Below are 13,059 nucleotides of genomic sequence, written 5' to 3' on the forward strand. Positions count from 1 at the left end.
ACCATGAAAAAGCAAAAACTTAATACCCTAAGCTTAATTGTAATACTATTCGGCACCTTTACTTGGTTTGCAAACGCACAAGAAAATGCAAAGAAACCTAATATTGTCCTGATAGTCTGTGATGATTTAGGCTATGGTGATGTACAAAGTTTAGCTCCAGAAACTAGTAAAATTAAAACCCCTCAAATAGATCAATTAAACCAAGAAGGGATGACATTTACCGATGCGCATTCTGGATCATCTGTTTGTACACCTACGCGTTATGGGATTATGACAGGACGTTATAGCTGGCGTACAAAATTACAAAGTGGCGTCGTATCTGGTTTTGCTCCAGATTTAATTAAAGAAGACCGACCAACAATTGGAAATTTTCTTAAAGACCAAGGGTATCATACAGCTATCATTGGAAAATGGCATTTGAATTTTCAATATATAGATCCTGTTTCACAAACAACCATTCGTAAAAAAGGCAGAAACTTACCACCTGTGGGTGCAACGATACCAGATGGGCCAATTCATAGAGGATTTGATTATTATCATGGTTTTCACCACGCGGGTAGTATGAAAGCAGTTATAGAAAATGACAAAGTAATTATTCATGATGAAGTAATTAATATGTTACCGCGTTTAACAACTAAATCGGTAGAGTATATTAACCAACAAGCAAAAAACAAAGACGAAAAACCTTTTTTCTTATATGTGCCTTTAGGATCTCCACATACACCAATTGTACCTTCTAAAGAATGGCAAGGAAAAAGTGGACTTGGTAATTATGCTGATTTTGTAATGCAAACAGATGCCACTGTGGGAGCTATAACTGATGCGCTAAAAGCAAACGGATTATCAGACAACACATTGGTGATTTTTACTAGTGACAATGGTGCCTCTAAAGCTGCAAATATCAAAGGGCTTGCAAATAAAGGACATATTGTAAGTGCAGGCTATCGTGGTTCAAAATCCGATTTATGGGACGGCGGCCATCGCATACCATTTATTGTAAAATGGCCGAATAACATAGAACCTAACACCACAAACAATGATTTAATTTGCTTAACCGATATTTTCGCTACGTTTTCCGAAATAACAGATGTTGCTATGCCAAGCAAAAGTGGAGAAGATAGTGTGAGTTTTTTACCAGCATTACATGGGGAAGCTATCAATAGTACTAGAGCTGGCGTTATTCATCATTCCATAAGTGGCCATTTTGGGTATAGATTAGGAAAATGGAAATTGTTATTATCTAAGGGATCAGGAGGTTGGAGTTTTCCAAAAGAAGATGATCCAACATTAGATACGATGCCTGTTGCGCAATTATATGATATGGAAAATGATCCTGCCGAGACTACAAACTTATATACAACACGTCCTGAAATTGCGGAACAACTTTTAAAGCAATTGGAATTAGATATAAAAACAGGAAGAAGTACTAAAGGAGAATTTTCTGAAAATGATATGGATGATATTATTTTATGGAAAAAAACAGCTGTTAATGGAAGTAAGAAAGCAAAAAATAAAAAGAAAGCAAAAGATTAATAATCTAATTTATTCACCTTAAATATTATATAAAGAACAAAATATTTTTTTAATGAAAAGCAGTTTCGTTATCAACAGCGTATTATCATTTTTTTTATTGTTTTGTTCATGTGCAACAGTTCAACCCCCTTATAAAATAAGTGATGGTAGTACTTTTGAAACAAAACCATTTTATCCCAAATTTAATTGGAAAACGACCCCAATGTATTATATGTTTGGTGACCCAATAAGAGTGTTACACTCAGAAGAAGTCAACCATATTGCAGAACGCACAGATTTTATTTGTATTGAAAAATCGCATGGACAAGGACAATTAGGTGCTGCAGAATTAGGTGCAAAGCATGAGGTAGCAGCTTTTAAAAAGTTAAAGCCAGATATGAAAGTGCTTTTCTATTTTAATTCAGCTTATGCATGGCCATTTACATCTTATAATGAGAATTTTACGCATCAAAACATTAATAATCATCCAAAGCTTAAGGCGTTTTTAATAGAAAACCCTGAAACCAAAGCATTAGAGGAGCGAAAAAACGTTTTTTATTTTGATGTTTTAAATCCTGATTTTCAAGAATGGTGGGTAAATACGGTAGCAGAAGGCGTTGAGTTTTCTGGTGCCGATGGTGCTTTTATAGATCAAATGCATGGTTTTTCATGGTTACGCCAAGATAAAGCCCAAGACGTTCAAATAGCCATGGGAACTATGATGAAAGCATTAAAAGAAAAATTAGGTCCTGATAAAATATTGCTTGGTAACAATGCAAATGCTAAGCTTGCACAACATGTTTTCCCTTTTATAGATGCCAATATGTTTGAACATTATGGAAATGACTTACTAAGTAAAGAAAAACTATTGAAGGATTGGGAAGATATGCTTAGAATTTCTAAAGCAGGAAAAATGTCTATATTTAGAATTGGTGTAGAGTATGACAGCCTAGCTGTTTCAGACCCTTCATTTTACAAAGGAAAATTTAGAAATGAACGTTTTGCAAAACTTTCTAAAGAGAAATTAGAGTTTTATCACGCTTGCTACTTAATTGGGGCTCAGCCATATTCTTATTTTCAATATGGTTGGGGATGGCAATTGGCTCATGGTTCTTTAATGGATTATCCAGAATTGCAAAAACCATTAGGCGCACCTAAAGGTGCATACCATAGAACCTCAACGACAGGTTGGGAGTTTACGCGCGAATTTGAACATGCTTCCGTTTGGGTTGATACTGAAACTAGACAAGCTAAGATAACTTGGCATTAAAAAAATTATAGTAATAGAATTTCAATTTTAGAAGTAAGTATCTATTTTTATAAAAAAGTAATGTGGTCAAAATTATTTACAAAACTTCTTTTCTACGAATATTAACGCGCATAGTACCTTCTATTGGCTTTTCAGAGACCAATATTAAATAGCCACCTCCGCCAGCACCTGCTAATTTCCATCCCAGTGCTTTGTCTTTATATTTATCAATCTCTGCCTTTATTTTCGGGTCAACCATTGCAGGAAACATTTTAGTTTGTGCTTCAAATGATTCTAAAAATCCTTCAGCAAATTTTTCCAAATCTTCACTTTTAATGGCGTCCCATACCTTATCTGCAGAAACAGAAAGCGATTTTACATTGGTTTCATTTATATCGGTTTCTTTTAACAGGTCTAGCTCTTGTGCTCTTGGCCAAAGCAGCACCATACAAAGATGATCTTCTAACCATGAAAGCGTAGATTCAGAATGAATGGATTCGAATTTTGTTGGCCAATACCCATTATCATAATGATGCCTAACTACTCCTGGCATACATATGCCTATAGCATCTTGTGCTCCTGAAATTAATGCTGAACCAGGAGTATTTTCAAATTTAAAAAGTATTTCAGCTAATTTTTCTGGTTTATCAAAAGGCAAGTAATGTGGCCATATTTTTTTTGCCGCATTTCTTGTTGATGTAGACATACCACAACGTTCATTATACTCTATGATTGGCTCTAAAGATAAGGTTATAGCCCATCCTGGATGATACTTGGAAACGTATGGCTGGTCTATCCATGTACCTGCTAAGTCTATTCTATATGGTAATGAACAATTCCCTGTCGTTCTAATGGCAGTGGTTGAGCGGGGAGGTAGATCTGCATCAGGAACCCGTTTTAAAATTTTTAATTCAATACCCAAAGAATTACAAAACTCTTCTTTCATAGATGAAAAACCATCTTCATTCACCACAAAGAGATCTGGATTTAATTGTTTCAATTCCTCCTTAAAATCTAAAATTCCTGAGCTACTATTAACGAAAACCTCTTTTACATACTTTATAGAATCAATCATGTAAAGTCGTTCTTGTTCTGATGTAATGGTTTTACGACCCTTGAATTTTTCTATTGTCGCGTCTGAACCTATTCCTACATATAAATCGCCATACGTTGCCGCTTCTTTAAAAAAGGCAACATGCCCACTATGTAGCATATCAAAACATCCTGAAACAAATACTTTTTTAGTCATTCTTTTAATCTATATTATGAGATGTGAATCTAGAAAATAATAGGGTTTTAAAGCACCTAACTATACTAGTCTCCAAATTTCATACATTTTTTGATAAATAAAGATTAATCCTTAAAAAATCTGATTATTGAATTCTGATACACCTTTTAGCAGTCTTCTTATTACATATTATTTGTAATAATACATATACACTTAAGGAATGCTTACCTCAAATACCTTAGTACCATAATCTCGCACCGCAGTAATCGTTACGGTTTGGCCCGAATATGTTTTAAGGAACTTCTGTAAATGTGCAATATTTGAAATCTTATGCTTATTTAATTTTTGAATCACCCAATCCTTACCGAGTCCAGCATCTAACCACATTTGTCCTTTTTTAGGATCCAAAGACTTAATGTAACAGCCAAAATTATAGCCACCTGTGGCATCTATTAAATCTGGATCGTCTGCAATATTAATCAACAAAGCGCCATGTATTTCTTTTTCAAGTGCTTTTCTGGTTTTTGTAATTTTATCCTGATTGCTACTATCTGCCTTAAATTCACCAGCAATTAAGGTGCTTAACCAACTTGGATATGTAACTGTTTTTACGTTATTAAAGACGGCTTCCGCAGTAAATCCTATTGCAATGCCGTTAGTATTAAAAGTTCTTGCTTTTATTACGGTAGAGTTCTTTATTTTAAATGGTGAAGAATATACTGTTGAATTCCTATTGGGTTCTGAACCATCTGTGGTGAAATAAACCTTAGAACCCTTTTCGGCTCTAATATCTGCTTCTAAACTAACTTCAAGCTCATTTTCAAAATCACCTCCAAAAGGCAAAATACGTGTCATCTGATGACCAAATTCATCCATTGGGAAATTCTTAAAACCTAATTTTAAAGCTGGTGAGTTCTCTTGAATTTGATAATTACCGTTTACTGGATCCACAAAATTAGGATTGGCCACAATAGAACTTAGGTCATACCCTCTCCTATTCCATTCCTCCATATTCATATCTTGTGTCATATTATAACCTTCAGGATTATTAACATTCCAATACAGGTTTTTATCGTAATTGGTACTCCATTTAACATCGGTTGGTAAAGCAACTTCACGTATAAAGTTATTTGTAGGCGTCGTTTTTCCAGGTAAAGTTCCAGCGATCACAAAAATATTTTTATAAATTTCATCTTCAGAATTTTTGGGCCATACATGCCAACCTAAAGGCACCGCACTTACGGTTATGTTGTTATAAACCTTTCGTCCCATACCATCTCTTAGTTTAATGGTAGACCCTAAATTTAAATTATTATAGATCTCATAGTAACTAGAGCCATCATCTAAATCAATCGTCCAATTTCCTGCACTAATAGATTTACGGTAATTAGCGATTCGGTTATTTCGAATAACCACATTGTCAATAGCATCCAGTCGCGTCAATTCCTTTATAAAGTGCTCATCGGTTCCTCTACCTCCTTTCCATTGTCGCTCTCGTCCCCAAGAATTAAAAGGCCCATGCTCTCCTGTTTCTCTTACGGTTTCCCAGATATCATTAAATTCGATAAGGTGTCCGCCCCAAGTACCATCATTAATACATATGCCTGCACGTGGACAGTTATAAATGGTATTGTGAGACGCTGTTATTTTATGACTCATAGAAATGTAAACACCTGCCACTTGTTTACCAACATCACCAAAATCGTGCATAATGCTATTTTCAACAATGCAATTCTTTGGATAATCTGGAGTTTTAGGACCGGCTTCTAAGTCCATATTCTCGCGCATGTGATTCCAGTTTTTTCCGTCCATTAATCTATCATCCCAAGTTTGATAAAACCGAACAGCTTCCGGCGAACCGACAAAACAAACTGCACTTTCTCCGGTATGCACAAACCGGCAACCAGTTACTTTATTATTACGATTGTAGGCACTCATAAAAACACCATTTCCACCTACATATTCAAAATTACAATCTGCAATTAACAGGTTTTCTGTACCTTCCATAAAAATTGTGCCGCCTCTGTGAATAGCCCAATCTCCACGAGCAACCGGCTCATAAGCCTCCATAAACGTGTAGTTGGTTTGTGTAAAATTGAATCCTTTAAATTGAATATGTTTTACAGGTGCTTCTTTAGTACCCTTCAACTGAATCATATCTTTTATAACAGGAACTTCAATTTTAACGTCACTTAATTTTACGCCTTGCATCGGATAATAGTAAAGCGTATGGGTTTCTGTATTTAAGAACCATTCCCCAGGAACATCTAGTTCTTCAAAAATATTTTCAACAAAATAGTAAGACGCATGACTTTTTTTTCCTCCAATACCATGTGTTCTTTGAAGTTGCCAACCACCTTCGTTTAGAAAAATTTTATTTTGTTCTCTATTAATTGATTTAAGTCTGTACTGCATATTTCCCCAGTTATGACTTTGGAAACCATGCACAATTCCTGTTTCTGGATGCTCCCATGTTTTATCTGAAAAAGTTTCAGGATCATAGGAAAACCATGTATCATAACGCTTATCTGTACCACCTGTGACTTGAAGGTATCCTTTCCCGTCGCGAAGTGGATTCTCATAATCATAATTAGGGAATCGTGCTCTAACTTGGCGTTCTTCATTAACAAATAATTGATCCATAGACAAGCCTTCAGGAACTTGCGTTTGATAAATACCATTTTTATAGGCTTTCCATTCTAGATGCTCTAATCGCTGAGAGCCTTTGATAATTACTTTTGCTCCAGGTATAACTGAAAATACAACGGGATATTTTTCCGTTCCAGAATAATCACTACCTATCTCAATGGTTTTATTAAGATAATAGTCTCCAGAAGTAAACCAGACCGTAACGGCTTCGTTACCTGCATATTTTTTTACCTCTTGTAAGGCTTTTTCAAAACTTAAATAAGGACTGTTTTTTGTTCCGGAATTAGCATCGTCTCCTTTAGATGATACATAAATAGCTTTGGCAAAAGCGTTTCCAAACACGAACAGTGCGATAAGAACGGTTAATATATTTTTCATCATCTTATGAAACTTAAATTCGGTTTTAATTTTTTATTTCTTAAACGACACAACTACCTTATCTAAAATTGGTTTTGATTCATTTTCTGTAGTATCCGTCATTTTAACCTCAAATTGAAAACCATAGCCTTTAGGTAAGTCAGAAAAATTCAACTGTGCTGGTGTTTTTTCAACCTGCTTAGAAAAACCTTTGATATAATCATATTGTTCTTTTACAACTTGCCAATCACTCCACTCATTAACCAATCCATCATTAGTGGTATCTACACCCATTCTTACTTCTACAGTTTCTACCCAAGGACCAGTACTTACATAATCGTTTCTAGTTTGCGTAAGCAAGTAATATTTACCTTCTGCAAACATGATATCTGGATCTGGATGGCCTTGACCTATACTTCCACAAAATTCAAATTGTTTATTAATATCATCAGACGTAAACCAAGCAACACTCATATGCTTTCCTCCAGTCTTACCTGCTGGATCATAATCTGCGAATAAATAATATTGACCACCAATAGAAATAGAAGCCCAATCTCCAAAAGAATTTTGTTCTGGCTCATGGATTTCGTATTTACCAAAAGCAACGACGTCTCCTTTTTTGATTTTTTGTCTCGGTATATCAATTGGTGACGGTTTTCCAGGATAATTATCAGGGTCTTCCTTAAACCAATGTGGATGTGCATATTCCGCAAATTTACCAGTTGGTTTGGTGCGTTCATCTACAGGAGGGTTTAAAATTTTAAAATCATTAAAACCGTCTTTACTAACTGCATGCGTTGCTAAGGGCGAATCCCAAGCATGCGTAGAAGCATCAATAGGCGACCAATCTTCAGCTATAATATGAAAATTACCATCTAAATCTCTAATGACTGCACAATCAGAACCATCTGAGGGATCGTTAAAAGCCATGCCCATCTTTTCCCCAACAAGACCATCAGTTAAGTTGTCATCAATAAGTAAATGCGGATCTTGATCGTTTGGAAAATCGTAATAAAAATAAAATTTTCCATCAATATATTCTGCAGAAGTTACCCAACGTGAAGACATGTCTGATATAGGTCCATAATGCACCCAGTTTTTCATATCGATACTATGCCAAGCATGATAGCCCTTTAGCGATTTTTTTAATCCTGATGGCGCATCAAATTGGTTTTGAAGATGTGTTGTTTTTAACACCACATCATAACCTTTTAAGATGGTATCCTTACTTTTAAAATCATTCGGTCGTTTATTATTCTTTCGAGTATCATATTTACCAAACATCCAGTAATTTCCATCTCCTAACTGCAATGCGACAGGAGCATCACCTAAATTTGCTGGTGCTGCAGTAGGGATTTGTTCCCAATTTAACCATTCTGGTGATTGAGAAAATGTAATGGATTGTGCAGCTCTTTTTTTTGTAAACTTTTTCATGGCGCTTTGAAAAACGGCTTCCTTTTCAGTAGGAATTACTTTTCCATTGGTGATTTCCAAATTTGATTTTGTTGCTATATTCGCTTGCCAGTCTTCTTGAGACGCAATAGTCCAAGTATTTTGTGCGTGTAGCATTCCGCTTGCTGTCAATAATAAAAATGTAAGTGACAGAAAAAAGCCTTTGTTTACTTGTGTTCTATGGTTTGTTTTCATGATTTTTTTAGATGAATTATAGGATTTATTTTTCAAAAGAAAATGTTTTTGATTCTTGATGTCTCCACACTTTTACGGTATGTTCATGGTTCGCTAATTGCTTCATGTTTTTAATAAAATCTTGTTCATTTGCTATTTTTTCCGAATTTAATTCAAATACGACATCATCCACTTTAAATCCCATTTTAGCCAATTTACTATCCTTAGGAACAGAAACCAATAAAACGCCATAGGTGTCAAACATTCCCGTTGCTGTAAGTTCGGCTTCTGTTTCTAGCGTTTTAAACTTAGCTCCAAATAATCCTTTCATCTTTTGCTCCACATACACATTGGATGCGACCTCTTTTGGTGCATGTATTTGAGGTTTCATCGCTAAACGCTTCAATTTACCTGAAGTAACACCAAAACCAGACATTGGAAAGTTTTTAAATCCAAGTTGTAATGCTGCTGATTTGTTTGAAACTGTAAAATCGCCATGTTGAGGATCTATAAAAAGAACATTTCCATAGAGACTTTCTGCATCATCTAATGTTTGCTGCTGAACACCGTAAGCAGGAACGACATCTTTAGCGTCTGGATTGTGAATGAAATTTTTATTGCGTATGCCACCCCAAAGCGTTGGATTACTAGATTTGTATACTGTTCCACCCCATAAAATGTTACTTTCAAAAATATCGTGCGTTGGTTTAGGGTATGGTACATTACAGGTGTATCCTCTACCTAAGATTACATTATTAGTAACATTACGATGATAGCCTTCACGTGTTTTAATACCACCTGAAAGACTGATATTATTATAGATTTCATAATTAGTGGAACCATCATCTAAATCGATATCCCAACCATGATCGCATTGCATTCTGTTATTTCGAATTGTTGTTGTTTGATATGCATCCCATAAAGGCATATTTGGATACTTATCTATATAATTACTAATCATAGGCTTTCCATTTTCATCCATTAAATCTGGTCCTGATGGGCCAGCTCTAAACCAAAAACGATCTCTTCCCCAGGAATTAAAAGCACCATGATCGTGCGTTTCTAATACAGTTTCAAAACAATCATTCCATTCTATAATATGACCTCCCCAAGTTCCATCACAAATATTTATGGCGGCTCTTGGTGTATGACTAATAGTATTGTGAGCAATTGTAATTCTTGATGACATAGAAATATTGATTCCTGAGGCTTGTTTTTCAAAACGACCACAACGCATCATTAAATTATTTTCAACTATACAATCTGCTGGATATTCTTCAGATTTTGGACCAATTGTAGTGTCTATTTCATCTATTGGTGGTGGAAGATGTTGAAAACTAAATGAAGGATCACGAACCGCCGCAAAGGAACCAACCAAGTTCACATCCGTAGAACCATTATTCTGAAAAAAGTTGCTTTTAATTTCTATATGACGATTATAACTATCAATAAATACAGCGTTTCCTCCCAATTCTTCGAAAGAACAATTTTCAACAATAATATTCTCCGTACCACGTATATGAATAGCACCTCCACGATATACACACCAATCACTCCTCAATAAAGGTTCAATGGTTTCTTTTAAGGTTCTTTTTGTCCCTGTAAAGTGAATACCAGAAATTTGAATATGTTTTACCGGATTAGTCGTTTCGTAGTTTTTAACAACGGTTTCTTTTTGTGCATTACCACTTTTGTGAATAACCATTTCTGCAACAGGTAGTTTATGATCTCCGTAAATTTCAATAAGGTGTTTAATTTGAAGGACGGCTTCAATCTTTGTGTCGTTAAGATTTATATGGGCTTCTGGCATATAATATAACCAACCGTCCTTAGTATTATGATACCATTCTCCTGGAACATCTAATTCTTCAAAAACGTTTTCAATCATGCGATACCCTTTGTGAGGCGGAGCAGATCGGTTGTTTTGCCAACCACCTTCGTAAACCAATTCTCCTTTATCGTTTTTACCCGTTACAAAATAATGCTGACTTCCCCAAAGCCCTCTATGCATTCCATTTAAGATGGCGCCTTCTGGATTTTCCCATTCTGCCGCTTTTTTAGCATCCCAAGCGTCTGGCGTCGCTCCTGAAAAAGGAACTGTGCCTGCTTTTTTACCACGTACAGAATCATCACCATCTGTAGGTATAAATCCTGCGTTAAAATTTGGATACCTAGCCATATGTTGTCTGGTATGATCTACAAAAAGTTGATCGATAGCATTTAAATCACCAACGTTAGTTCTATAGATACCATCCTTAAATAATTCCCATTTAGAGGAAATTAATTGCGCTCCAGTAATTACGACCTCTTCATTTTTAGCTGCAGCATACATAACAGGAAATTGTTCAGTACCACTATCTTCTGTTGTAATCTTTAGAGGCGTGCTTAATCTATAAGTGCCTTGATGAATTATGATTTGACAAGATTCTTTACCTAAACGTCCACTAGCTCTTAATTTTTTCTGAGCAGCTTCAATAGTTAACAAAGGCTTAGATGCCGTTCCTTCATTAGAATCTGAACCATTTGTAGCGACATGGATATCTAGTGCATACATTGGTACAATAGATAAGATTAATAATAAGGTAATTAAGTTTTTCATTCGTTTACATATTTTTTTATTGCTATTTAAGCTGTAATTTATTTTGCTTTATCTTCTGCATATATATTGATGTCTCTATCATTTTTTTGAATTTCCCCAGGTGTACTTCTTCCTTTGTCAACATAAGATTGAAGTAGTTGGGTTAATTCTTCTACTTTTTCAGGGTATTTATCCTGCAGATTTGTTGTCTCAGCAATATCGTCTGATAGGTTGAATAACTGCACACTAGGTGATCCTTCTGGAGTTTGCCCTGCTCTTGGCGTACTCCACCCACCAGACCCTGGACAAAGTGCTAGTTTCCAATCTCCTTTTCTGATAGAAAAAGAACCATTAATACTATGGCTAATAATGTCTTCTCTATTTGTTTTCTTTGGATCTTTTAACGTTGGTAAAAAAGAAATGGCATCGACACCAGATGTATCATCTAATTTTATACCTGTAATATCAGAACAAGTAGCAATAAAGTCAGTCATACATGTTAATCTATCTGTTTGTGTTCCTGCTGTTATAACTTCTGGCCAACGAACAATAAGAGGAACGCGATGGCCACCTTCGTAAATATCGGCTTTATTTCCTCTTAGATTTCCACTAGGTGAGTGTCCTTTCTTTTTTAAAGCAGGAATTTTTGCAGCAGGCGAACACCCATTGTCCGTAGAAAATATAACAATGGTGTTTTCGGATAAATTATGTTTATCCAAAGCTTTTAAAACTTCTCCTACAACCCAATCTGTTTCCATTAAAAAGTCTCCATAAGGTCCTAATTCAGACTTTCCTCTCCATTTTTCACTAGGAACAATAGGCGTATGTGGTGAGGTTAATGGCAAGTATAAAAAGAACGGTTCTTTTTCTTCAGCTCTCTCATTTATATAATCCACTGATTTTTCTGCAAAAACTTGTAAACATTCACCTGATTTAAAACTTGGTGCAGAAGGCCCTTTTCTAGAACGTATCTTTGGGTCATTCATAACAGAAGGAAGTTCTGTCACTTTTTCATTTTCAATATAAACATAAGGAGGCATATCTAAAGAAGCTGCTATGCCATAAAAGTAATCAAAACCATTACTTGTTGGCGTTATCGCAGGTTTAGTATAATCGATATTCCATCCTCCACCTATTTGCCATTTTTCCTTCTTATAATTAGGTAACAGTTCCCAACCGATACCTAAATGCCATTTACCAATCATTGCGGTATGATAATCTGCTTGCTTTAACAAACTTGCTACGGTTGTTTCACCTTTTTTAAGCAACGGTTTTGCAGTCGGTTTATGGATGACCCCTTTAGATAAACTTGTTCTCCAATTATAACGACCGGTTAAAAGTGAATAGCGAGACGGTGTGCAAACGGAAGATGAGGTATGTGCATCTGTAAAACGAATCCCTTCTTCTGCCAAACGATCTAAGTGTGGTGTCGCCGCTTTTCCTGTGGTATGAGAAACATCTCCTATTCCCATATCATCGGCAAAAATAAATATGATATTTGGACGACTAGTATCTACTTGTTCTTGTGCTCGTATATGTTGGCTAAAACATAATACAAAAATTGCAATTATAGATTTATACATTTTGATCTGGATTGGATATTGGAATTAATAATGTAAAACTATGCATTAATGCTACAATGTGTTTTCTGTTATCGACCATTTTCTTACTCAATTTAAACTTGAGCAAATCATCGCGCGTCATCATGGACGTTCTTAGGGTCAATTCAATTTTTTTTCCTATACGGATTAGTAACCAAAAGGGTTCCATATTTAAAATTTGGTTTACGCACTACATATTTTCCGAATGCTGAAATAAAGAAAGTAATTGCAAGATTAGAGAACAACTTTCTTTAGTTAA

Annotated in this window: 8 protein-coding genes; 2 read left to right on the forward strand and 6 right to left on the reverse strand. The window is 35.4% G+C overall.

Annotated elements, in window-relative coordinates:
• Positions 1-3: 3 nt before the first annotated feature.
• Together HM985_RS08950 and HM985_RS08955 are read left to right on the forward strand one after the other, a co-directional pair.
• The gene (locus HM985_RS08950; protein ID WP_179375924.1) at positions 4-1,533 is read left to right on the forward strand and encodes a sulfatase family protein; all 1,530 of its coding nucleotides are present in this window, start codon (positions 4-6) and stop codon (positions 1,531-1,533) included.
• Between the two features lie 52 nt (positions 1,534-1,585).
• A complete protein-coding gene (locus HM985_RS08955) occupies positions 1,586-2,782 on the forward strand; it encodes a putative glycoside hydrolase (RefSeq protein ID WP_179375925.1) in 1,197 nt (398 codons plus the stop codon).
• 76 nt (positions 2,783-2,858) lie between these two features.
• Here HM985_RS08955 and HM985_RS08960 read toward each other — a convergent pair whose 3' ends face one another.
• The 6 genes from HM985_RS08960 to HM985_RS08985 form a co-directional block, all read right to left on the reverse strand.
• On the reverse strand, positions 2,859-4,010 hold the full coding sequence (locus HM985_RS08960; RefSeq protein WP_179375926.1) for an adenylyltransferase/cytidyltransferase family protein: 1,152 nt from the start codon (positions 4,008-4,010) through the stop codon (positions 2,859-2,861).
• 192 nt (positions 4,011-4,202) lie between these two features.
• Complete coding sequence (locus HM985_RS08965; RefSeq protein WP_179375927.1) at positions 4,203-7,019, reverse strand: chitobiase/beta-hexosaminidase C-terminal domain-containing protein; 2,817 nt, start codon at positions 7,017-7,019, stop codon at positions 4,203-4,205.
• 30 nt (positions 7,020-7,049) lie between these two features.
• On the reverse strand, positions 7,050-8,642 hold the full coding sequence (locus HM985_RS08970; RefSeq protein WP_218843398.1) for a glycoside hydrolase family protein: 1,593 nt from the start codon (positions 8,640-8,642) through the stop codon (positions 7,050-7,052).
• 25 nt (positions 8,643-8,667) lie between these two features.
• The gene (locus tag HM985_RS08975) at positions 8,668-11,220 is read right to left on the reverse strand and encodes a right-handed parallel beta-helix repeat-containing protein (RefSeq protein ID WP_179375928.1); all 2,553 of its coding nucleotides are present in this window, start codon (positions 11,218-11,220) and stop codon (positions 8,668-8,670) included.
• Positions 11,221-11,258: 38 nt separating this feature from the next.
• Positions 11,259-12,782 (reverse strand): sulfatase family protein, encoded by a 1,524-nt coding sequence (locus HM985_RS08980; RefSeq protein WP_218843399.1) that lies wholly within the window; start codon positions 12,780-12,782, stop codon positions 11,259-11,261.
• Positions 12,775-12,969, reverse strand: a complete 195-nt coding sequence (locus HM985_RS08985; RefSeq protein WP_179375929.1) for a hypothetical protein — start codon at positions 12,967-12,969, stop codon at positions 12,775-12,777. The genes HM985_RS08980 and HM985_RS08985 overlap by 8 nt, the downstream gene beginning before the upstream one ends.
• Positions 12,970-13,059: the final 90 nt, after the last annotated feature.

Source organism: Winogradskyella wichelsiae (assembly GCF_013403925.1).
GTDB lineage: Bacteria > Bacteroidota > Bacteroidia > Flavobacteriales > Flavobacteriaceae > Winogradskyella > Winogradskyella wichelsiae.

Bases quoted from the DNA above. Each gene is read 5' to 3' on its own strand.
- HM985_RS08950 (WP_179375924.1), top strand. From the start codon at position 4: ATGAAAAAGCAAAAACTTAATACCCTAAGCTTAATTGTAATACTATTC.
- HM985_RS08955 (WP_179375925.1), top strand. From the start codon at position 1,586: ATGAAAAGCAGTTTCGTTATCAACAGCGTATTATCATTTTTTTTATTG.
- HM985_RS08960 (WP_179375926.1), bottom strand. From the start codon at position 4,010: ATGACTAAAAAAGTATTTGTTTCAGGATGTTTTGATATGCTACATAGT.
- HM985_RS08965 (WP_179375927.1), bottom strand. From the start codon at position 7,019: ATGATGAAAAATATATTAACCGTTCTTATCGCACTGTTCGTGTTTGGA.
- HM985_RS08970 (WP_218843398.1), bottom strand. From the start codon at position 8,642: ATGAAAACAAACCATAGAACACAAGTAAACAAAGGCTTTTTTCTGTCA.
- HM985_RS08975 (WP_179375928.1), bottom strand. From the start codon at position 11,220: ATGAAAAACTTAATTACCTTATTATTAATCTTATCTATTGTACCAATG.
- HM985_RS08980 (WP_218843399.1), bottom strand. From the start codon at position 12,782: ATGTATAAATCTATAATTGCAATTTTTGTATTATGTTTTAGCCAACAT.
- HM985_RS08985 (WP_179375929.1), bottom strand. From the start codon at position 12,969: ATGGAACCCTTTTGGTTACTAATCCGTATAGGAAAAAAAATTGAATTG.